Below are 21508 nucleotides of genomic sequence, written 5' to 3' on the forward strand. Positions count from 1 at the left end.
CACTTTACTAACAAGCATATGAAGTTGTGAAAGAATTTAGTTATGATGAAAGTAAATTTCACTAAAAATATTTCCCCTATTAAATTAATGTTTCAATATGTATTTTTCTCAATTGTAAGAACAACCTCACCTCGGATATCATATTAGTTAACGATATAATAGGGAGGCGTATAAATGATCGTTAAACGTTTATTAATGATATGTTGTATCGTCATCTTTTTTATTCCTTTCTCTTTCATTTCCCCTTACTCTACTTATGCTGAAGTAAATACTACGTACAAAAAGCATGAATTACGCGCTGTATGGATTGCATCAGTTCATAATATTGATTGGCCCTCAAAAACTGGCTTGCCTATCGAAAAGCAGAAACAAGAATTTATAAGATTGCTAGACGATGTAAAAAGCACAGGTATGAATGCAGTGGTTGTACAAATTAAACCAACCGCTGATGCTTTTTATCCTTCCAATTACGGTCCTTGGTCTGAATACATTACGGGGACACAAGGAAAAGCCCCTGGATATGATCCACTCGCATTTATGATTGAAGAAGCACATAAAAGAAATATAGAATTCCACGCATGGATTAATCCATATCGAATAACGATGAATCACACTGATATAAATCGATTATCGGATAATCACCCTGCAAAACAGCATCCGGATTGGGTTGTACCTTATGGCGGGAAATTATATTACAACCCTGGTATTCCAGAAGTGAAAAAGTTTATAACAGAAGGTGCTTTAGAAATTGTTCAAAATTATGACATTGACGGGCTGCATATGGATGATTATTTTTATCCATATAAAGTAGCGGGTGAACAATTCCCCGATCAAAAAACGTACGAAGCATATAATAACAGTAGATTTACTAATATAGAAGATTGGCGACGTGACAATGTAAATGAACTTGTAAAAGGTTTAAATACAGCTATAAAACAAGAAAAATCATACGTAAAGTTTGGTATAAGTCCGTTCGGCGTATGGCGAAATATAGCTGACGATCCAACTGGCTCTAACACAACTGCAGGTCAAAGAAACTATGATGACCTTTATGCCGATACACGTGAATGGATACAAAAAGGATATATTGACTACATTACACCGCAAATTTATTGGAATATTGGTTTCACACCAGCTGCATATGACATATTAGTAGATTGGTGGGTAAAAGAAACAAATAATAAACCGATTCACCTATACATCGGTCAGGCGGCCTATAAAATTAATAATAATTCTGTCCCCGCTTGGTCTGATCCGGAAGAATATCCAAGACAAATTGCATTAAACCGGTTATATCCTGAGATAAAAGGTAGTATGCATTTTAGCTTAAAAGATATGAATAACAATCCACTAGGAGTTAAAGATAGACTCTCCAAAGACATATATAAACATCCCGCATTAATCCCGCCTATGCCTTGGCTTGATCATGATCCCCCAAAACAACCGACTTTAAAAGGTGCCATTCCAAGAGATGAAGGTATTGCTATAGGTATCATTGATGATAGAGAGAATGACTCTGCTTATTACGCAATTTACCGTGTCAATGGAAAAAATGAAGTAGATATACAAAACCCAAAAAATCTACTTACTACTGTAAGAAAAACAAAACTCGGAGAAATTTATGTAGATAAAACAGCTATTTCTGGAGAAACGTATACGTATGTAGTAACTGCAGTTGATCGATTGCATAATGAAAGTGTTGCATCTAGTAAAACTACAGTTAAAGCAAAATAACATCTAATAAAAAAAGCGCCTTAAAAGCTAAGAACTATAGCTTTAAGGCACTTTTTTTATTTATTCTTAAACTTTTCAGTCGCTGCCCTCATCTTCACATTCAAATCGTGATCAATCGAATCACGAATATCTCGCTCGACTACTTCCATTTCTTTTTGGAAATTTTGCAAGTAGATTTTTAATTCTTCTTCTTTTTCTGGTCGTTGTGAAGGTGGTAATTGTACGACTAAAGATAGCATCGCTGTTAAATCTTTCATTAAAAACGTTTCAAGTTTATGTTGTTGTTCAAACATACGCTGCTCTTGATAATACGGTAAGGCATTTAATACTGAAATTGTAATATCATCAACCGTTCGTTGTAATGCAGGATTTATTGAGCGTTTATACGCTTGAATTGTATTTAATGCATCTGGATATCGATCATAAAAATACAATTTGTAAAACGATAAGTCTGTCGGTTTTACTGTTTGCTGCGTTTCTTGTCTTAAAAAATCTTTTACTTTCATCGCCGCTACATCAATATCTTCATTTGTAAGTTTTTTCGTTGTTTTTGCCATTACATGTACTTTTTTCTGTTTTTCTTTCGGTAACATTGAAAATACTTGCTCTCTCGTACGTTGACCCGATGCACAGAAAAGCGTGTTTAATGTATATTGTTCTTTCTTTCCTTCCGTACGAATCCAGCGATAAAAGAGTGGATGTTGTGTAAATTCTTGTAGAAACGGCAAAGATTTATTCGATAACTTATCTAAAGAATCGTGTGCCCTTTTATATGGTTTCGTCCATGAAAAAAACAGTTTGCGTCCGAAATATACAACTAAAACAACGACAGTAAATGCGATTAAAAGTAATGTACCCAATAGTACTAATACGGTTTGAATGAAACTCATTTTTTCACCTCCTCTAAAAGTCTGTTATTTCCTTGGACGCTGAATGAGTTTTTGTTTCATTTCATCATTAAATGTGTCTAATTCAATTACAAACTTCTTACTTGACTCTATAATACGTTCTGATGATTTCTCAGAAGCTTCAATCGCAGCAAATACGTTTTGGAATGATTCGCGTAATTTATCCATGCTAATTGCAGGATTTTCAAGAAGTTTTGTTGTTTCTTCTGTATTTTGTTTTAATGCTTGTGAGTTACTTAATACCATTGATTCAATTGCTTCATTTGTCGCATTCACTGCATCAATTGTTTTACGCTGATTTGTTAACGCTAGCTGGATAGCAGCTGAAACTGTTACAACGTTTTGCGTCATCGTAATTGCATTACGAATTGCCTCTGTTAACTTTTCATTATTTTTCTTAATAATGTCTACAGATGCGATAGATTGTAATAGCACACTTTTCGCTTGCTGCATATTACGTGTACGCACTAGAATCTTCTCTAACGCATCGTTAATTAATGGAATATCTCTTTGACGTTCTGGATTTTGTTTCTCAGCTTCCAGCATGCCAGCGAGTTTTCTTCCTAAGTATACTTGTTTATCAAGAGCGTGAATTTTATCGTGCGATTGCTCTTTAAGCATTTCAAGACCAACTGTATCTTCTTGTAAGTTGTCCCGACCAATTAGAAGGGATCTTATAATCTCCTCAATTTGCTTATCTATAGATTGATATTTATGCACGTATGTTTCAAGTGGGTTTTTCTTGAATACTTTAAACATAATTTTCTTCATTCCACTTGCTTTTAATGAATTCGGATCAAGCTCTGATACCACTTTTCGTAATTCTAACAATGTATTTGGTATTTCTTCGTTCTTTCCATTCATCATCGCTGTTACAGGACGTTTTAATGCTGACAACGTTTGTCCTGCTGCTTGTTGCTCTTTATCCCCTAAATCTCCTAGCTGGGACAATACTTTTGATAAATCTGTATTTTGCTCGCTATTTAACTTTTGTACATAAAGATCAGCTTCTTTATTCAGTTCCTCTAATTCTGCATCTTTTATAACTGTATCAACCACTACTTCTACATTATTATCTTTCACAATGGATACAGGTTCTTTTTTCTCGAGTTCAGTCAACAAAATCGCTCCTTTATTTATATGTGCGAATTTATTTGCACTATATATTTCATCTCATTCATCGAATTCCACTTGTTTGAAACCGATTTTCAAGAAATACCTGCATATGCAGTCATTCCCTGTTTCTTAGTATAAGTATACCTGTTCTCAACATTATTTTCCTCAGACTTAAGACCTAGAGTACAACATGCTGAAGGCGGATTCTTCGTATATTACGTATATAAATTATGTTCTTCTTATCCTACTGTACTCAATCTTTTGACATATACCCTTTTTCAATGTGATAATTAAATTGCGCTCACTCCTATTTCTTCTTGCGCGCTACGAATGCTCCATTTTGAAATGCCAATAACACCGTTTCAAATATTTCATCTTCTTCAATCATTTTTCTAAACTCGGCTAACTCACTCGCGTGAGAAGTAGCATTATCAACAACAAGAAAACCCTTTGGTTGTAAAATGCGTTTTATATGCTCAAGCCACCACATGTATTGCGTACGCTCTGAATCTAGGAAAATAAAATCAAATGAATGATCTAGTTGCGCATCTAAAAATGCCCCTGCTTCTTGATTATGAACATCAATCCTTTGTAAAAGGTTGGCCTTTTCAAAATTGACAAGTGCCTCTCCAACTCGTTCCGAAGAAAGCTCTACAGTTGTTACATTTCCATTTGTTTCTTCTACCGCGTTAGCTAACCACAATGTAGAATAGCCATTAGAAGTTCCAATTTCTAAAATGTTTTTTGCATTACACCCTTTTACTAAAATTGATAAAAATTGCCCCATTTCACGAGAAATATTCCGTAATTTTTCTTCCCGCGTTTTTTTATTTCGATCATGCTCTTCTCCATATTGTTCAAGTTGAAATAATAATGAATCTAACGTATCCATTTTTTCATCGCCTTTCTAAAGCAATATGATGAAAAAGCTCTTGCTGCCCGTCTACTTTCATTATATGCGAAACGAAAACCTTTTTCTCGTTATATGACAAAGATTTAAATTTTTTTATAGCATATTGTTTCGTTTTTTGGTAAAGTTAATTTCTACGTGCAATTATTCCATTCATACTATTTTTAATTCAATTGCAGTTATTAAATCATATAACCCCCAATTAAATGAATCGGTATTTCAAATTCAATTAAGCGCCCTTTCCGGACGCATTTTCTTTTGTTTATATATTTCTAGAAGAAAGGATGCTTACAATGAACGTGATTAGCTTAGATGCTGCTAGAAAACGAAAACAGCATAAAAAATTAATGATTACTATACCGATTATTTCACGTATTTATGAAGAAGACGGGGAAATTAAATTTGAGGTAGCCGGCGAAAAAGATGTACCTCTTGAAATGTTAGAGAAATAATAAAAAAGACGCAATTCAAAAGAAATGCGTCTTTTTTTATACTATTACATTTAAATGCATAAGTTTTTCAGGATTAACCATCATATAAATGTTTGAGATTTTCTCATCCTCAAATGCGAATGAAAGTACATACATCACTTTATTATTTATTGTAACTATAACGCCCGGTGCACCATTTACTATTTTGAAATCAATACTATACTTTTCTGGCAATCTTTTTGCAATTCCAAAGAACAAACGTATAATTTTATCTGCAGAATAAATCGGATTAATAGCAGTTGTAACTTTACCACCACCATCTGCTTTAAATATCGCATCTGTTTTTAATACTTCTAACATGCCTTCTGCATCCCCACATTGTAATGATGATACAAACTTTTCCACATAGACAGCCATTTTCTTCGTACTTAGTGTTGATTGCTTCGGCTTATCTAAAATACTTTTTCGTGCGCGTTGAAAGATCTTCCGGCAATTCACACTACTCTTATCAACAATTGAAGCTATTTCCTCGTAGTCATAACTGAAAACCTCTCTTAATATGAAAACAACCCTTTCTACCTCAGACAGTTGTTGTAAAAGTAATAAATATGCCGTAGAAATTGATTCTTTCATTACAAATGACTCTGCTGGCTCATCAGACTCTTCCACAAATGGCTCTGGTAACCACATCCCTACATATACATTACGTTTATGCGCTACCGAACGTAATTTATCAATTGAACGATTTGTCGCCATTTTACACAAATATGCTTTCATATTTTCTATAGATTGAACATTCTCTATATTGTTTATCGCGATAAATACGTCATGAACAATATCTTCAGCGTCCATAACACTCCCAAGGATTCTATATGCTAATGAAAATAATAATGGTTGATACGCTTCATATAATTGCTCCGTTTCCATGATGAATTGCCTCACTTTCTAATTGCTTTAAAATGTGTAACGCTGCTCGTTTCCCGCTTGCTACCGCAGCATCAGCTAATATTTCATCATGCCCAGCCCAATCTCCTGCAACGTAAACACCTGGCATTTCAGGTATAATAGGGCCCGGTTTTTCAACACGGTCAATATGAGGAAAATCATGTACTACCATTATTTTCGGTAAATATTGCTTTGCAACAACTTCTCTTTTCCAATTAGGATGTAGCAACTCCATCGTATTTTCTAACTGTGCTTGATCATCATGAAAATGATTTATCTCTAGCATAGGATTATGGTACTTAATTAAACTCACTACAATTGCTCCATCTTCACTTAATTTGGCTGCTCTTGATTGATTCGTGAAAAATATAGGTTGATCTAACCCTAATGCAAATTGATGTGTAGGGTTGGTTAAGCGTCTTAAACCAATATCTAATGCAGCAACGGTAACCGGTACCGATTGTTCACTCCATCTATACAAACTTGTTCCTTCTGCACCTTTTATTATTTTACAAGCCTCTTTTGGTGGAGTTGTCACGATGACTGTACCTACTTCAAATAACTCATCGTCAAAACAATGTATTCTTTGTTTATCTTCGTCATGCTCTATTTCCAAAACATGTTTATTAGCCGAAAATTGCACCCCGTGATTATTCGCTATATCTCTTAATTTTGTTATTATCGTCTCCCAACCACCATCTACATAAAATACTCCTTCTTTCATAGACAGCTGTATTTGCTTTAGTACAGATGATGCTAATTGCATTGTAGGAGCAAACGTATATGTTGTCGTTCGGCATAACGCATAAAATATATTTCGAACCATTGGATCTTTTATTTCTTTTTCTGCCCATGTAGTTAGACTCATTTTCGGAACTTCCCCTACATCTAAATTCCCTAAATGAATCATAAGACGCGAAAATTGTACTTTTGCAGACCATGAAAGTAGTGGAGTTGCTAAAATAGAGCGAAAATCTGTGGGGATGGTAAATACATCCCCTTTCCATATTCCATGTGCTTTTGTAGATGGCATTCCCCCTGGAAGATTCAAACCTAACTCATTAAAAGTTAAAAATGCTGCGCCTCCTCTGTATAAAGCATGTGCACCAAGATTCATGCAAATGCCATTTTTATTTACAGTCATCCCTCGACCACCGAAGCGACTGGATTTTTCCAATACAATAACTTTCCTTCCAGCTTTCGCTAAATATATAGATGCTGTTAATCCAGCAAGCCCACCGCCAACAATTGCTACATCAAATGTATTCATAATAAAATCCCTCCTTATCCGTTCTACATACAAGACGAACGATTAACGAGGGATGTGACATTCAGTGATAAATAATTTATTTTCTAATCCATTACATGCTGATGCCAAACTTCTCTTTCTTCATCACTCATTCCTCCAATTATTTTTGAAAAATCTATTTTTCTTTCAAATGAGTCTTTTAACATATAAAATTGTTCAAACGAACCTGTAAATATTTCTAATGAACGAGAACAACAAATCGTTTTAAGGTTATCAATTGTTGCGCCATCTAATTCTAATTCCTTTAGTCCTTTCATTTTACCTAATGCGGTTCCATCCTTTACCTTTGTACCTGTCAACTTTATATTTTGAATTGACGAATTGTGTTTTAACCAATTAAAATTAACAATGATGCTATTTTCAAATTCAATTGTTATTAACTTATTTAATTTTTGCAAAACAAGCAAATCCAATTCACTAACATTTTCTAAACCTAAAATATACAAATGCTTTAAAGTGTCTACTTTTGAAATTGCATAGAGCTGCTCGCGATTTGAAATATGTACAGTAAGCGATTCTAACTTTTTAAACTGCGGTAGTAACGAAAAATCTTGAATACTAGTATGTGAAATATCTAATTTTTTTAATGATGCTATTTCTACAAGTGCCGATAGATTATTTATCCTTGTATTCTTTATATTCATTTCATGTAAGTGCTGTAAATGTAATATTGGCGTTAAATCTTGAACCGGATTTTTAACTAAATATAACTTCTTTAAAGAATTCATTCGTTCTAATCCTGTTAAATCTTTAATTTCATTTCCAGATAAAATTAGTTCTTTCACTTCCGTACACATCTGTAATGGACTAATATCTTCTATTCCATTTCCACCTATATATAATCTCTTCTCTCTAATGAACTTGTCTGCACGTTCAGATGGTCCCACTATATTTCTCCAATTCTCATCTAAACTATCGTACCAATCTTTCACGTTATTTTCAGATTGAAATATAAATTGAGGATGTAAAACAGGTAATTCAATATTAAATAAAGCGTCTAAAAAGTGTATATTATCGTTAACACCATAACTCCAATATAAATAGTCTTCTTCTTCGTGAATGGTGAAATTTTTATTTTTTAGCGTTTGTACAATAAATAGTAACAAGTCTGAAATTCTATTCGCAATTACATATTTTACTTCTTCATCTCGTCCAAAATTAATAACTTGTCCCACTTTCCCCTTTTGATCCGGGTCAACATCTATTGCTATATTGTTACCGCCATAATCTTTACTAATAGGTATCCAATTGTGATTCACATATCTTTCCTTAATACATTCTGCTGGTATTGAAAATGCATCAAAATTCAAAAAATCATCCTCTTCAATTCTTTTCCATATTCTCCACTCATCCAAAACTTGATTTAATGAAAGAAATGGCAAACCAAAAAACAACCCTGGTCCTGATTTATCCTCACCGTTATGTACAAGATAAAGATTACGTAATTCATCTGGAAACGCAATTCCCATTTCATTTTCAGCATCTTGAATTTCTTCTATTGTTGCAGGTGCATTCAAAAACGGTTGAAAGTAATTTTTCAATTCAACTTCCAACTCTTTTAAAATAGTATGATTCATTTTCTGCACTCCCCTTGTATTCCATAATAAAAAAGCGCTATCACTTACATTAATTGTAATTAACAGCGCCTTTTTTCGCAATGACATTAATTTAATCATATTGCATACAAACGAACAGTTTTATCCTTGTACAAACCAAAAGCAGCAGCGTTTTCACATTTCAACAACTAGACTCATATCCTAATTTCAGATTGTGTGAAAATATAAGAAAGGCAGGTAATACAAATGACTTCTAATATCGACTACACTTCCCCCTCAACTAATTTCACTTATGATGTAAGTAAAAGTAATTTTTTTAAGAAAGATGCCCAAAATTATATAAACGTACTTGGCATAAAACAATTAAATACTTTAGAAAACACTTCTTTATTAGATATCTATTTAAGTACAGGAAATGTTGTAGAGCCACATATTCATCAAAATGCAGCTGAACTTGTTTACTGTATTTCAGGATCTGCTGTTGTTTCTTTACTTAATCCTTTTACAAACCAAATATTAAACTTACCGATAAAACCAGGGCAAGTTGCCAACATTCCACAAGCGTGGTGGCATTATGAAATTGCTACAGCAGATGGTACTCATTTATTAGCTATTTTCGATGCCCCAACCCCAGAAGTTATTTTTGGTTCTGATATTTTAAGATTAACTCCCGCTAATATGATGGCTCATACTTATTGTCTCGATGAGCAACAATGGAAACAAGCGGTATCCCCTATTCAATCCACTACAGTAATTGGTCCCCCAGCAAACTGTAATCAAAACCGCGAAATGATAAATCAGCCAACTCAGCTCCCTATTCAACAACAAAATCTATACTACCATGATTCTTATTATTACCCTCTTTATTGGGGGTATTAATTTATATCATTAAAAGACAATTATTTATCTCCTCGAAAAATACGTGGGAGATTTTTTTATTGTATATCCTCCATTCCTATTTTTATCGTAACAATTAATAGAGTACATACATATAATATTTATATATTTAATTGGAGGTGATAGTACTATGAGTAATTATAACTATCGAAAAAACTACTCTCATAATAAAAATAGTAGTTCATCAGCATCCTCTCAGTCTTCGAATTCTCAATCTTCCAATTCCCAATCTCAAAGAGATTTAGCAGAACAAGGCTATGTAAAGAAAAAAGGATGTAACTGTAATAAAAACAAATAGTTTATTTCGAATGTAAACAATAATATTTCAACGCTCACGATAAATAACTTACTTCCCTTGTATACAAGTTTATTTTATGGATGAATTCTATTTTTAATAGAATTCATCTTTTTTGTTTATAGGTCATTTTTCAAAGCATTTAACTTAATGCATAAACAATAGAGTATAAATTTTGTTTTTTCTTTCATACCAACTTAACAAAGAATGATTTCTCAATTGATTTATCACCTATCTTCCCATAAAATATAGCCCTTCCTAATATAATTAGGAAGGGCTATATACAAATGCCAGTTCAAATTTCAAACAGACATTATGACAAACTAGACGATATTAATACCTGCACTTACAAATCCAGCTACTGCAGCTATTGGACTTGCTGCTGTTAACGAAACATATAACAGTATTTTATCCCCAGCTGCTACTGGAATAGCTTCAGCTATGATCCCTGATGCTGTAGAACCAATCGCTATTGCGGCAAATGCTGGTGTTAATAATAGAGGTGCGCCTTGTACTGTAAACGTATTACTTGCTGGAGGTGCAGTTAATATTTGTATCTGCACTTGAACAGGTGATAATGGAGCTAATGCAGCTGTTGCACTAAAGAAACCTGCTAATGACGTAATAGTTCCTGCGCGTGGTGCTACAAATGCATAATCACCTATACCTAATGCTAATGTGATACTTGTTCCACCAGTTAAAGCTACACCAGGCTGACTAAATCCAAATCCAAGAAGAGTTCCTGTATTAGCTATTAACGCGTTAACTAACGCAGATGGTGTTGTACCTGAAGCAAATGGAATAATAGCTCCGCCACCAGTTGCTCCTGTTAAGCCTGTTGCTCCTGTTACTCCTGTTGCTCCTGTTGGACCTGTTGGACCTGTTGCTCCTGTTGCTCCTGTTGGACCTGTCGCTCCTGTTAAGCCTGTTGCTCCTGTTACTCCTGTTGCTCCCGTTGGGCCTGTTGCTCCTGTTACTCCTGTTGCTCCACCAGTACCTGCTGGACCTGTCGCTCCTGTTGGGCCTGTTGGACCTGTTGCTCCTGTTGCTCCCGTTGGACCTGCTCCGGTTCCTGCTGGACCTGTTGGACCTGTTGGACCTGTTGGACCTGTTGGACCTGTTGGACCTGTCGCCCCTGGAGTAGCATTGATTAATTGAATTAATAAATTAAAAAGAAGTTGTAAAGTTGCAGAATCAACATTTGAGTTGCAGGATATAGGGATAAGATCTAAAGCGAAGAAGAATTGTGCAAGGGCGCTATAAAATTGTTGCAATAATGTTGACAATTGTCCTAAATTAGGTGCTGGAGATTGTAATAAAACTATAATACTTTGAGTTAATTGTTTCAAAAAATTAACTTCTGGAGAAGGTAATAAGGAATTTAAGAAAATTAAAAATTGATTAAATAAATCGAGTAACACTAATCTGTTTGCATTACTTGGATTTGCAAAAAATGCTGAAATAGCTGATACTAATGAGTTTAGTAAAGTAATTAATTGACTTAATTGTTCCCTAGTAATAGGAACTGACTGTGGATTTTTACAACAATCTGCTGAAAAAACAATCGGATTGCAGTTATTATGATCAAAACAATCATTATGTTTCATTTATTTCCTCCTTACTTTTCTTATAGTTGAGTGTTTTCCTATTCTAAGTACTATAAAAGATGCGATTGAAAAAAGTAGTTGAGTTATATGTTTCTCTTAAAATAGGAAACATGAATGATAATCAAACTTGAAAACGTTATTTAATTATGTTCATGACTCACATATTAATTATATGTTTTTAATAATTGACTGCTTAGATTAAACACCTAAACTTAAGAGTTTATTTTATTTTTCCACGTTTATCTCTTAGAGCCAAAGACACATTTTAAGTTGAATACAAAACTCGAATTTACGATTAATATACATTCCGCAAGTAACAACATCATTTTTTCATATAAGTAAAGAACATTTCTTTACTAAAATTGGGCTCACCTTATAAAAGGGAAGCCGTTTCTATTATAAAAAACTCTCATACAATATAGTGGACAAGTTATTTTATACTTCGTTCTAATAAAATATTGTAAGGAGTGAGAATTAATTGCCAATCATCCAACCATTTATGGCATCTAGAAGATTTACATCTACACTAGGAGCTGGAACAGGAACAGGTGCAGCTTTTGCAATTGCTGCTACAACTTGTTTAAACGATGCTGGTACTACTGCAACTGCTTTTCCGACTTTTACGTATTACAACTTTTATGTAAACGGCATTCTTCAACCTAGTGTGAACTCCAGTATTACTACTGGACCTACTGGTGCTATTACAATTCCTGGCGGAGATGCATTAGACGGCGGAATTCCAATTACAATCGAATTTATCGTCACTTAGTTTATCTACTTTAATGTAGAACAAAAAGACAGATTCTTTTTATTTAAGAATCTGTCTTTTTTAATTAATAATGATGAATTGCAAAATAATTGAAGAACCTTGCGTTGGTGGTTGATTATCCAATAAAGTTAGCTGACCATTACTAACCTGATATAATGGTTGTGGTTGAAGTATTCCATTAATAAACAAATTAATATAGGAAACCTCATCAGGAGGTAATATGTGTGTTGTACCATATTGAGCTATCCCATCTGAATCTGTATATATAAGTTTTTCTCCATCTGAAAAAGTGTAAAATAATAAATTAGTTGTTGTTATTGGTCCAATAACTCCAGTTGGACCCGTTGCCCCTGTTAAACCAGTCGCACCTGTTAAACCGGTCGGGCCTGTTACTCCCGGTGATCCTGTTAAACCAGTTGGACCTGTTACTCCTGTTACTCCCGGTGATCCTGTTAAACCAGTTGGACCTGTTACTCCCGGTGATCCCGTTAAACCGGTCGGGCCTGTTACTCCCGGTGATCCCGTTAAACCAGTTGGACCTGTTACTCCCGGTGATCCCGTTAAACCGGTCGGGCCTGTTACTCCCGGTGATCCCGTTAAACCGGTCGGGCCTGTTACTCCCGTTAAACCAGTTGGACCCGTCGGACCGGTCATTCCCGTTGGGCCCGTTGGAATATAAATTGGGGGAAGAACTGGAAACGTAGGTCCAATGTTTTCAGGTTCTATCATAGCTTTATTTATTGATAATTTATTTTCTCGCTTCACTTTAATACCTCGTTCCACATTTTTGTTTACTACTTAACAAAATAATACATCTATCATTTTAGAAGAATTTCATAACTACTTTTTTCATTCTCAAATGATTTTTACATATAGTAAACTTTTTACCGTTGCTATAACTAGTAGTATTAATATAATAAAATGATAGTTCCATTTCAAAATACTAAATCGGTTACATTCTAATTTAAAAATGAGGTGATTTATATTCAAGATAAGAATGAAAAAATGAAAAAAGAACTATTATCACTGGCTCTTGAAATTATTCTTCCATACAGACTGACAGGTCCTACTGGGCCCACAGGTAATACCGGTCCTACAGGCATTACTGGACCCATTATTACAATAGACTCTATGTTCGCTAATAATACATTAGGTGGTCCCATCTCAGTCATATTAGGTGGAACTAATATTCCACTTTCTAATAACCAAAGTCTCGGTAATTTTACAGTGAACGCTACAAATGATATATATACAATTCCTGTTACTGGAAGATATTATTTAACCTATCAAATTAATACAACAACTTCTCTACTTGCTGGTACAAGGCTACTATTAAACTCTTCGACTCCACTTCCCGGATCTATTTTTTCACCCGCAATATCAACTTCAAACTATAATAATAATTTAATAACCAATTTAATTGCTGGTAATACAATTTCCCTTCAAATATTCGGCGTATTATCCATAGTTAATTTAGTTGGAGGTGGTTCAACAGGTGCCTCTTTAACAATTATACGAATCGATTAATAAATGATTCATTCTTTTTTATAATAAACATTCTTAGCTGCTAAAGTAGTAACTATTACGTCATTCCTAAAGCTAATAATATTTCAATAATTTCACGACAGTGATTAAGCAATAAAAACAATTTGTACTATACTCATAGTAATAACCATCTATACTAAATTTTCCGTATATACATTATCAATTTACACTTCTCCCTGCCAATGTTACATTGAATAAGAAGACAGTTTCCCAAAATGCGAACCATCTCAAAACGTATTTGAGAAACATACTCCAATCCTATACGCGAAAGCAATACTATGTCGACACTCAAACGAGTGTCTTTTTTTATGAATTTTAAAAAATAAAACCATCTCTTATAGATGGTTTATCAACACACATTTCTTTATATTCTTGATGCAATTGTAAGTTTATGCAGCTGGATAATAAATGGTCATACTTAACCGAGTTAGCGTACTTCCGGAATTATGATAAGAGTGCGGTCTATCCGCCTTAAAGCAAATTGCATCTCCGCTATTTAATGTATATTGACAATCATTTATTTCAATTATCAATTCCCCTTCAAACACCGTTATAAATTCTTCGGTCCCTTCTTTATGGCCTTCCGAACTTAATTTTCCTTCTGTTTCAATTTCAACCGTATAGATTTCAAAGTTCCTATCATCTTGAAAAGGAAAAGAAGGATACACTTTATATCTCCCATTGTCTTCTGATAATACTTGAACATCATTTCGTAAAACAACTTTCGTATCTGGTTGCGGATTATTGATTAAAGAAGTAAAAGACACTTTCAAACCATTAGCAATTTTCCATATCGTTGTTAATGTTGGACTTGACTCCCCTCGTTCAATTTGTCCAATCATCGTTTTACTCACACCCGTTAATTGCGAGACCTTTTCCAAACTCATTTTTTCTTTCTCTCGTATTGTTTTTAAATTTTTCGCCAAAATAAGTTGAATTTCTTCCATAAGAAACACCCCTACACTATATACAATATAACGACCGTTATGTATAATAAAGAGCACACGTTATATTGTTCTTTTCGGTCATTATAACATACACAAATAATTAGGGGGTTTTGAAATGCCGATATTTTCTTTTTTGTTATTTGTTTTTATTAGTAGCTTCACACCCGGTCCTAACAATTTTTTAGCTATGACATATGCTAATCAACATGGTTTAAAAAGGAGTATGCAATTTTGCTTCGGAGTAGCTTTCGGGTTTTTCATCCTCACTTCCTTATGTAGTTTCTTTAATATTGTACTAATTAATATCCTACCCATAATCGAATTTCCTTTAAAAATTTTAGGTGTAGCATATATGCTATATTTAGCTTTTAAAATACTTACTAGTAAAACTAGTACAGATCCCGATGAAAAACATAATAAAAACTTATTTACAGTGGGGATTTTTCTTCAGTTTGTTAACCCTAAAGGGATACTATTCGGCCTGACTGTAGTGTCTACTTTTATTCTCCCTTACTATAATTCATATTCAAGTTTTCTACTCTTCTCATTATTTCTAGGTGTAGTCGGGTTAATGAGTACATTTAGTTGGAGCTTATTTGGTTCCATGTTCCAAAAACTTTTATTAAAACATACTAAATCTTTTAACATCATTATGGCCGTTTTATTAGTTTTCAGTGCTTTTTCAATTGTAATCAATTAAATTCAAACTCTGTATTCCATTTCTGTTTAAAAGTATGTTTTACAAATATAGCTGATATACTCAATGAACCTCCCGCATACATGCATTACTTATTAAGTTTTAAGGCGGTAATCTTATATATCCAATCTTATTTATACGAGATAAAATAAAAAAGAGGATTACTCATTGTAAGTAATCCTCTTTTTTTGACTATTGATTTTTAAACATTCTGTTCCACTAAACTCAAATCTTTACTTAACTTCATACCACCAGCCTTTACGATCAAGGTAATCCGTCATACCTTTAAGTTGCGCATCTGAAGTTGGTTCAGAGATAAAATATGTTAGACCGTCAGATTGTAAGATGAAGTTAGCTGTCATTTTTAGGGACGTTAATGCTCCCATTACATCAGGTGTTTCATATGGTGAAAAAGCTCCTGATTGAATGATATTTTTTTGGGATGGCGGAGTTGTCCCAGCAGATTGCCCAGTTAATGCATAAACAATTGAATTTGCAATCTTATCTGGATTCCATTTTGACATATCTGCTTCATTATCGATAAATCCAAGTTCAATTAAAATTGCAGGTGCTTTCGTATTCGCTAATACATAAAGGTCTTTTCGCTCCTTCGCGCCACGATTTGACCAGCCAATATCTTTTGAAAGTTGCGCTGCTATCTTTGCTGATAAAGCTTGTTGATCATAGTAAAGTACTTCAACACCATTCGCTTTCGTATCATATGAGTTTAAGTGAAATGAAACTACTAAGTCTACATCATGTGAGTTTGTTTTCGATACTATGTTATTTAAATTTTGTGCCTGCGTTGTCCCTACCTCATCAGTATCATCATAAACTGTATGCCCTAATGCTCTTAATTTAGCGACAACCGCATCCTTAACTTGGCGATCCATAATGTGTTCTTTCCGATTTCCATAATTCGCACCCTGCACAATACTATTGTGCCCTCCATGTAAACTATATCTAGCCATTGTTCAACATCCCCTTTTTTTATTACTATATTCAAAGCTCGTCTTATTGTCCGGTCAAATATCCAGTACATCTCCAGCAAACAAAAATTAGGGCACTAGTTTAATTTTTAATTCTAAATAATATATTTTCTAAAACAAAGAACTCATAAATAAAACCACAGCTAATATTTTAAGTTGCGGCATTAACCTATTTATTTCAAAATCTTTTTATTATAATACAAAAAATACGCTATAATATAAGTTATTGTTCTTTAGGAGGGGTTTAATGGCTGATAAGTATAAATTTTTGATTCTCATTGTTACAGCATTTTTTTCTTTCTTTTCCTTAATAAAAGATTTCCGCAACACTTCAAAAAGTTTCTTTTGGGGAAGCTTTGCAATCTTAACAAGCTTTATATTATTATTAACTCACGCTTTAGAGTTAACTCCAATACTGCTCTATTCGGCACAGATTGCTCTTGAGATTATTACAATACCACGTAAATTAATTCTTCCATCTGTCACTGAAGTTGCTAGTATTTGTTAACAATTCGTGTATCTAAAAAATTGCAAGTCTATATTTCTAATTATCTTTATAAATATAAAAATGCGGTTTCTCCTTTCTAGAGAAACCGCACTATATTATATTTTAAACTGACTCGTATACAAATCAAAGTTGTATCCTCACATTTACGATTAGTTATTTCACTATTATATTCCTAATAAACTCCAAACACCTTATCTCTTTCTACGCTTCTTCTGCCTCCTTTATTTCTCCTTGCTTAACTAGTTTTTCAAGGTATAAACGTACTAGCTTATAAACACTCTCTTTTCGCTGTTTTTCCTGATCTTCTTGATTTTTCATCCGGACGCACCATGTTTTGTAGTTTTTCAGCTCCTTCACCACAAGTCTACGCATCTCCTTTTCATCGATGTCTTCAAAAAATGAAAATTGATTCATGCGATACGGCCCCGTTCGATCTACTTACTTATAAATGGATTACTTTATTGAGTTTCCATAAAATAGTAATTAATATATAATTAAACTATTCAAATCTTAGGTGGTGATACAAATGACTGAAACAATCCGAATCGCTCTTTTCACACTTGTAGGAATAAGTGCCATATTTTCTGTAATTAAAGAATTGCAAAAACCAGAAAAAAGAAAGTTTTGGATTACCTTCGAAACTTTAATTCTCATTGGGGCAGCCTGGATGTTAATAGGACTTCTCATGTAACCTACATAATTAGTACACCCCCTTAAATGAAAATCAATATTTTGTCAATAATGTAAGTAACATTAGATTTTCTCCTTGTTCCTCCTTGGAGAACCGAGTAGCTAGCTTTTTTATTTATAATAAAGATAGGACCTTGTTTTCGTATAAAGATTATTTTATTCCAATTTTAAACTATTCATCCTCCTTCCTTTAACCCCCGGTTGCTATTGAGATATTATTCGCGTATGATTTAAGATAAGCATTTCACTTTATCGTTTTAAAGAAAGGAGAGTACCAAAATCATGAAGAAAAAATCAATGAATTTTTTATCAAATGGATATGGGTACTCGACTGCTGTTTTTTTCTAAAATCATTTTTATAGGATGAAGTGTGTCTAAAAATGATATAGAAGAAACCGCAGTTATTTTTTATGATGAGGTGAAATATATGAGAAACGGAATAATCACCAGAAAAAATCCAACAAATATGCTAGAACCAGTAGGAAACTATACACATATTACTAAAGTCCCTAGAAACGCAGAGTTATTTGTGTCATCAGGACAGATCGGGATGAATCAGGACGGTCAATTCCCAGAAAGTATGAATGAACAAATCAGTAACACTTTTAAAAATGTAAGTAAAGTCTTAGATTCTGAAAAATTAACTGCTGCGAACATTATAAAAGTGAATATATGGGCAACAGAAAAAATTGATTGGGAACACATGGATTTGGAATGGGAACAATTATTTAATACTGAATACCCAGCAATGACAATTGGATATATTTCAGAATTAGGATTACCAGAAATTAAAATTGAAATAGAAATATGGGCAGCTAAACCCTAATATAAATACACACTTCATTCCATTTGGAGAGCAGTTAGCTTTTGCTAGCTGTTCTTTTGTTATTCATCGTCACATTATGATGCAATGGTCATATATTATCTCGAAGTAAAAAACCTAATTTTCTTTTTCATACCTCACTTTTCCCTTAAAGAGCACTTTTTACAGGCGCTCTTTTTAGGTTGTTTTGAATAAAATTTAATATCCCTTCAATAATATAGATAGGCGATGGCCATAACTCATTTAGTGATGTCCCTAATCTTTCTCCTTTCCCCCTTTTAGAGAACCAGCCGAAAAGTTGCTGTTCTTTTATTTGCAACCCTGTTAGACAAGCTTTCATATAATGTAGTCATTCCTTTCTTAAAAATTAAGCTCATCACTTGAGTAATAAAAATAGGATTAAACCCTATAACCTTTTCAGAAATCATCCATATTTTATTTCTGAAAAAGTGCTTTGTTTATGACAACATGAAATTTTTATTAACTTTGATCGTATTTTTTGATCTATTATCTATGCATTCAAACATTTATATACTTTTTTAATACCTATCTCAATTGTTTTGGCTATTTTTGCTCCAAAAGGTACATCGAAAAAAGTCGCTGTAGCTAGTTTGATAATTGCATATTTGGCCTATTTTTTATAATTGGTTGGGGAATAGCAGAATCAAAACTAAACTAATCCCTTTTCTCTCAAATAAGGATTTTGTTAAAAACTTACATGAATATTTTTTTCGTTATATAATTAAATTATCAATATATCAGGAGTGCTAATAATGCTAAAAACAATAATGATTTTGTTATACATCTGTTTCGGAATTAGTGCAGTTTTTAGATTAATAAAGGAATTTCGAAAACCACAGAAAAAACAGTTCTTGATTTTAGTTGATTCTCTAATTTTGATAGGAACTATATTTTTAATGGCTAGTTTCTTTATCTAAATTACATAAAGAGAACTCCCAGTTAGTGAAGCAGTTAGCAAAAGCCAACTGCTTTGTAATTAATATAACTATTTTGTTTAAATTCACCTCAATTCATACCATTTTTTCTTAATATTCAAATTAGAAACTGTATAATATAATTAAACTATTTGTATGAGAGGTGATTATTATGAACTGGAAACAAAAATACAATCCAAAGTATCTCTTTTACCGTATGTATAGTTATATTTATAAAGCCCTTGATGATATATCATGGTCCCTATAATAATTTAGATTGTTATGAGTACACATTTTCTGTGTGCTCTTTTCACATTTCTATAAAATAACGCCTTCATTTCAAAATTATATTGTTTTAAATTATCTATTCTACTTCTCTTCTCTTGTTCATATGCCAAGTACTTTATTCATAAACTAAAAATAATTGACATAACTGAATGGAGGCTAACAATGTCTTTTGCAAATATTATTAAATACAGGCGCGTTCCCCACTTCAATTCTAACTTCCCTTTAATTTTATTTTGGAGCCAGAAAAGTGGTTGTACTTCTCTTGCACATTGGTTTTTTTATCAAATTAATTTATTTAAGCAAGCCATAAAATACGATTCTTTCATCCATAATTACGAAAATGAAATATACAAAAACTCCTCAGATTACTTTATTGAATTAGCTGCAGCTTTATATTCAAAAGAAAAGGATACCTATAAGTTAGTAAGAAACCCGTATACAAGAGCTGTAAGTTCATTCTTCTCATTAATCGCTCCTCCATACATAGAAAACCCAGCATGGGAGCCCGTTCGGGGTTTTTATTATGGTAACAGCATTTGTAGTAAGCCTATTTCATTTAAAATCTATCTCTATTACTTAAAATCACAAATGACTGATTTAGAACAAGTAGATCCACATTTGACACCACAGTATGTACCCGGCGAAGAAGCGTTTGTTACAAATTATATCTACCTTGAAAATTTCTCTACCGAAATTGTACATCTAGAACAAACATATCAATTCAAAACTTCTCCTTTACACATACTAACCAAATCATGGCATCATCAGAAGGACAGGGCGATTTTTAGAGGTAATTTTGCAGACGCTGATATTACCGATCCTTTATTCCCACGCCTCCCAACATACGATAGTTTTTATGATCATGAAACTATCCAATTAGTACAAGATATTTTTAATAAAGATTTCAGCACTTACAAATATCCATTAACTCCTTTAAAAAATAAGTGATTTTCTAATTACAGTTTCCTATATTATAGAGAAACTTAAATTCACCTATTTAAGTTTCCTCATAAAACTCTCGTAGTAAGTTGGGACACTGAAAGCAGTGTCTTTTTTTTATAAAACTCAAATTGCATTATCTATTGATTTTTTAAAATGTATAGTAAAATTGTCGTTAAGATTGCCGTTATTCGTTCTATTTGTTCCACTGCCGTTATATAATCAAAGTGCAATTATTTCACTATTATATACAAATAAAAAGCACTTATAACGAGCGCTTTTTTACACGTTATTAGTCAAACTGTAAACCTGGATAATTGTACTAGATACAAAAACTTCAAGTTCCAAACGATTAGTCTCAATTGATGAAAAATAATTGAAACATTATAAAAACATAAAATTATAATAAACACTGATAAATTAAGACTTGGTCAAACGTATACGGATTGTGATTTAGTTGTTAGTACCAAAAAAGGTAAATGCGTTTGTCGCGGTGGATTTCAAGATATTTTTATGGCTTATTTAATAAAATATAAATTTTTAAAAAGTCGATTTCATGGTTTACGTCATACTCATGCAACACTACTTTTGAAACAAAGTGTACATCCAAAGATTGTAAGTGAACAGTTGGGTCATAAAGACGTTTTCATAATCTTACATCACTAGTCGC

General features: G+C 33.1%; 22 protein-coding genes. 11 read left to right on the forward strand and 11 right to left on the reverse strand.

Going from position 1 to position 21508, the window contains the following annotated elements:
• Positions 1-174: 174 nt before the first annotated feature.
• Positions 175-1734: a glycoside hydrolase family 10-like protein gene (locus tag QCI44_RS16185; RefSeq protein ID WP_353811325.1), complete on the forward strand. Its 1560-nt coding sequence runs from the start codon at positions 175-177 to the stop codon at positions 1732-1734.
• A 56-nt stretch (positions 1735-1790) separates the two neighbouring features.
• Here the strand turns inward: QCI44_RS16185 and QCI44_RS16190 are convergent, their stop codons facing one another.
• From QCI44_RS16190 to QCI44_RS16200, 3 genes are all read right to left on the reverse strand, one after another.
• Entirely contained in the window at positions 1791-2624 is an 834-nt protein-coding gene (locus tag QCI44_RS16190; RefSeq protein WP_016087874.1) for a DUF3974 domain-containing protein, read from the reverse strand.
• 24 nt (positions 2625-2648) lie between these two features.
• Positions 2649-3761, reverse strand: coding sequence for a toxic anion resistance protein (locus QCI44_RS16195; RefSeq protein WP_000137398.1), 1113 nt, complete (start codon positions 3759-3761; stop codon positions 2649-2651).
• A 304-nt stretch (positions 3762-4065) separates the two neighbouring features.
• Positions 4066-4650, reverse strand: a complete 585-nt coding sequence (locus QCI44_RS16200; protein ID WP_016087876.1) for an O-methyltransferase — start codon at positions 4648-4650, stop codon at positions 4066-4068.
• Between the two features lie 311 nt (positions 4651-4961).
• Between QCI44_RS16200 and QCI44_RS16205 the strand changes: the two genes are divergently transcribed.
• Positions 4962-5120 (forward strand): hypothetical protein, encoded by a 159-nt coding sequence (locus QCI44_RS16205; protein WP_001100983.1) that lies wholly within the window; start codon positions 4962-4964, stop codon positions 5118-5120.
• Positions 5121-5156: 36 nt separating this feature from the next.
• Here the strand turns inward: QCI44_RS16205 and QCI44_RS16210 are convergent, their stop codons facing one another.
• The 3 genes from QCI44_RS16210 to QCI44_RS16220 form a co-directional block, all read right to left on the reverse strand.
• Positions 5157-6026 carry a sigma-70 family RNA polymerase sigma factor gene (locus QCI44_RS16210; protein ID WP_016087877.1) on the reverse strand — a complete coding sequence of 290 codons (870 nt, stop codon included), beginning with the start codon at positions 6024-6026 and terminating at the stop codon, positions 5157-5159.
• Positions 6004-7314, reverse strand: coding sequence for a phytoene desaturase family protein (locus QCI44_RS16215; RefSeq protein WP_088084203.1), 1311 nt, complete (start codon positions 7312-7314; stop codon positions 6004-6006). The genes QCI44_RS16210 and QCI44_RS16215 overlap by 23 nt, the downstream gene beginning before the upstream one ends.
• Before the next feature lie 83 nt (positions 7315-7397).
• On the reverse strand, positions 7398-8930 hold the full coding sequence (locus QCI44_RS16220; protein ID WP_353811326.1) for an SMI1/KNR4 family protein: 1533 nt from the start codon (positions 8928-8930) through the stop codon (positions 7398-7400).
• A gap of 225 nt (positions 8931-9155) precedes the next feature.
• Here QCI44_RS16220 and QCI44_RS16225 point away from each other — a divergent pair, with 225 nt between their 5' ends.
• On the forward strand, positions 9156-9788 hold the full coding sequence (locus tag QCI44_RS16225; RefSeq protein WP_016087880.1) for a cupin domain-containing protein: 633 nt from the start codon (positions 9156-9158) through the stop codon (positions 9786-9788).
• A 636-nt stretch (positions 9789-10424) separates the two neighbouring features.
• Here the strand turns inward: QCI44_RS16225 and exsJ are convergent.
• Positions 10425-11708 (reverse strand): exosporium protein ExsJ, encoded by a 1284-nt coding sequence (gene exsJ / locus QCI44_RS16230; protein ID WP_353811327.1) that lies wholly within the window; start codon positions 11706-11708, stop codon positions 10425-10427.
• A gap of 478 nt (positions 11709-12186) precedes the next feature.
• Between exsJ and QCI44_RS16235 the strand changes: the two genes are divergently transcribed.
• Positions 12187-12477, forward strand: a complete 291-nt coding sequence (locus QCI44_RS16235; protein WP_353811328.1) for a DUF4183 domain-containing protein — start codon at positions 12187-12189, stop codon at positions 12475-12477.
• 60 nt (positions 12478-12537) lie between these two features.
• On the opposite strand, the gene QCI44_RS16240 is transcribed toward QCI44_RS16235, so the two are convergent.
• Positions 12538-13242: a DUF4183 domain-containing protein gene (locus QCI44_RS16240; protein WP_353811329.1), complete on the reverse strand. Its 705-nt coding sequence runs from the start codon at positions 13240-13242 to the stop codon at positions 12538-12540.
• Between the two features lie 210 nt (positions 13243-13452).
• Between QCI44_RS16240 and QCI44_RS16245 the strand changes: the two genes are divergently transcribed.
• Complete coding sequence (locus QCI44_RS16245) at positions 13453-14004, forward strand: BclA C-terminal domain-containing protein (protein WP_353811330.1); 552 nt, start codon at positions 13453-13455, stop codon at positions 14002-14004.
• A 407-nt stretch (positions 14005-14411) separates the two neighbouring features.
• Here QCI44_RS16245 and QCI44_RS16250 read toward each other — a convergent pair whose 3' ends face one another.
• The gene (locus tag QCI44_RS16250; RefSeq protein WP_097908792.1) at positions 14412-15026 is read right to left on the reverse strand and encodes a helix-turn-helix domain-containing protein; all 615 of its coding nucleotides are present in this window, start codon (positions 15024-15026) and stop codon (positions 14412-14414) included.
• Between the two features lie 58 nt (positions 15027-15084).
• Between QCI44_RS16250 and QCI44_RS16255 the strand changes: the two genes are divergently transcribed.
• Positions 15085-15669: a LysE family transporter gene (locus QCI44_RS16255; RefSeq protein ID WP_087980419.1), complete on the forward strand. Its 585-nt coding sequence runs from the start codon at positions 15085-15087 to the stop codon at positions 15667-15669.
• Between the two features lie 230 nt (positions 15670-15899).
• Here QCI44_RS16255 and QCI44_RS16260 read toward each other — a convergent pair whose 3' ends face one another.
• A complete protein-coding gene (locus QCI44_RS16260; protein ID WP_353811331.1) occupies positions 15900-16637 on the reverse strand; it encodes an N-acetylmuramoyl-L-alanine amidase in 738 nt (245 codons plus the stop codon).
• 265 nt (positions 16638-16902) lie between these two features.
• Between QCI44_RS16260 and QCI44_RS16265 the strand changes: the two genes are divergently transcribed.
• On the forward strand, positions 16903-17163 hold the full coding sequence (locus QCI44_RS16265; protein ID WP_016087889.1) for a hypothetical protein: 261 nt from the start codon (positions 16903-16905) through the stop codon (positions 17161-17163).
• 201 nt (positions 17164-17364) lie between these two features.
• Here QCI44_RS16265 and QCI44_RS16270 read toward each other — a convergent pair whose 3' ends face one another.
• The gene (locus QCI44_RS16270; RefSeq protein WP_082181394.1) at positions 17365-17577 is read right to left on the reverse strand and encodes a hypothetical protein; all 213 of its coding nucleotides are present in this window, start codon (positions 17575-17577) and stop codon (positions 17365-17367) included.
• 112 nt (positions 17578-17689) lie between these two features.
• Here QCI44_RS16270 and QCI44_RS16275 point away from each other — a divergent pair, with 112 nt between their 5' ends.
• From QCI44_RS16275 to QCI44_RS16290, 4 genes are all read left to right on the forward strand, one after another.
• On the forward strand, positions 17690-17854 hold the full coding sequence (locus QCI44_RS16275) for a hypothetical protein (protein ID WP_016134486.1): 165 nt from the start codon (positions 17690-17692) through the stop codon (positions 17852-17854).
• 426 nt (positions 17855-18280) lie between these two features.
• Positions 18281-18679, forward strand: a complete 399-nt coding sequence (locus QCI44_RS16280; RefSeq protein ID WP_353811533.1) for a RidA family protein — start codon at positions 18281-18283, stop codon at positions 18677-18679.
• A gap of 1382 nt (positions 18680-20061) precedes the next feature.
• On the forward strand, positions 20062-20847 hold the full coding sequence (locus tag QCI44_RS16285) for a sulfotransferase family 2 domain-containing protein (RefSeq protein ID WP_016134483.1): 786 nt from the start codon (positions 20062-20064) through the stop codon (positions 20845-20847).
• Positions 20848-21243: 396 nt separating this feature from the next.
• Positions 21244-21504 (forward strand): tyrosine-type recombinase/integrase, encoded by a 261-nt coding sequence (locus tag QCI44_RS16290; protein WP_223261060.1) that lies wholly within the window; start codon positions 21244-21246, stop codon positions 21502-21504.
• Positions 21505-21508 lie beyond the last annotated feature (4 nt).

Origin of the sequence: Bacillus cereus group sp. RP37, from assembly GCF_040459695.1 — a bacterium.
Taxonomy (GTDB): domain Bacteria; phylum Bacillota; class Bacilli; order Bacillales; family Bacillaceae_G; genus Bacillus_A.

Coding starts and splice junctions, on each gene's coding strand:
- QCI44_RS16285 (WP_016134483.1), top strand. CDS start 20,062: ATGTCTTTTGCAAATATTATTAAATACAGGCGCGTTCCCCACTTCAAT.
- QCI44_RS16205 (WP_001100983.1), top strand. CDS start 4,962: ATGAACGTGATTAGCTTAGATGCTGCTAGAAAACGAAAACAGCATAAA.
- QCI44_RS16275 (WP_016134486.1), top strand. CDS start 17,690: ATGACTGAAACAATCCGAATCGCTCTTTTCACACTTGTAGGAATAAGT.
- QCI44_RS16280 (WP_353811533.1), top strand. CDS start 18,281: ATGAGAAACGGAATAATCACCAGAAAAAATCCAACAAATATGCTAGAA.
- QCI44_RS16200 (WP_016087876.1), bottom strand. CDS start 4,650: ATGGATACGTTAGATTCATTATTATTTCAACTTGAACAATATGGAGAA.
- QCI44_RS16260 (WP_353811331.1), bottom strand. CDS start 16,637: ATGGCTAGATATAGTTTACATGGAGGGCACAATAGTATTGTGCAGGGT.
- QCI44_RS16190 (WP_016087874.1), bottom strand. CDS start 2,624: ATGAGTTTCATTCAAACCGTATTAGTACTATTGGGTACATTACTTTTA.
- QCI44_RS16225 (WP_016087880.1), top strand. CDS start 9,156: ATGACTTCTAATATCGACTACACTTCCCCCTCAACTAATTTCACTTAT.
- exsJ (WP_353811327.1), bottom strand. CDS start 11,708: ATGAAACATAATGATTGTTTTGATCATAATAACTGCAATCCGATTGTT.
- QCI44_RS16270 (WP_082181394.1), bottom strand. CDS start 17,577: ATGAATCAATTTTCATTTTTTGAAGACATCGATGAAAAGGAGATGCGT.
- QCI44_RS16265 (WP_016087889.1), top strand. CDS start 16,903: ATGGCTGATAAGTATAAATTTTTGATTCTCATTGTTACAGCATTTTTT.
- QCI44_RS16210 (WP_016087877.1), bottom strand. CDS start 6,026: ATGGAAACGGAGCAATTATATGAAGCGTATCAACCATTATTATTTTCA.
- QCI44_RS16185 (WP_353811325.1), top strand. CDS start 175: ATGATCGTTAAACGTTTATTAATGATATGTTGTATCGTCATCTTTTTT.
- QCI44_RS16220 (WP_353811326.1), bottom strand. CDS start 8,930: ATGAATCATACTATTTTAAAAGAGTTGGAAGTTGAATTGAAAAATTAC.
- QCI44_RS16215 (WP_088084203.1), bottom strand. CDS start 7,314: ATGAATACATTTGATGTAGCAATTGTTGGCGGTGGGCTTGCTGGATTA.
- QCI44_RS16255 (WP_087980419.1), top strand. CDS start 15,085: ATGCCGATATTTTCTTTTTTGTTATTTGTTTTTATTAGTAGCTTCACA.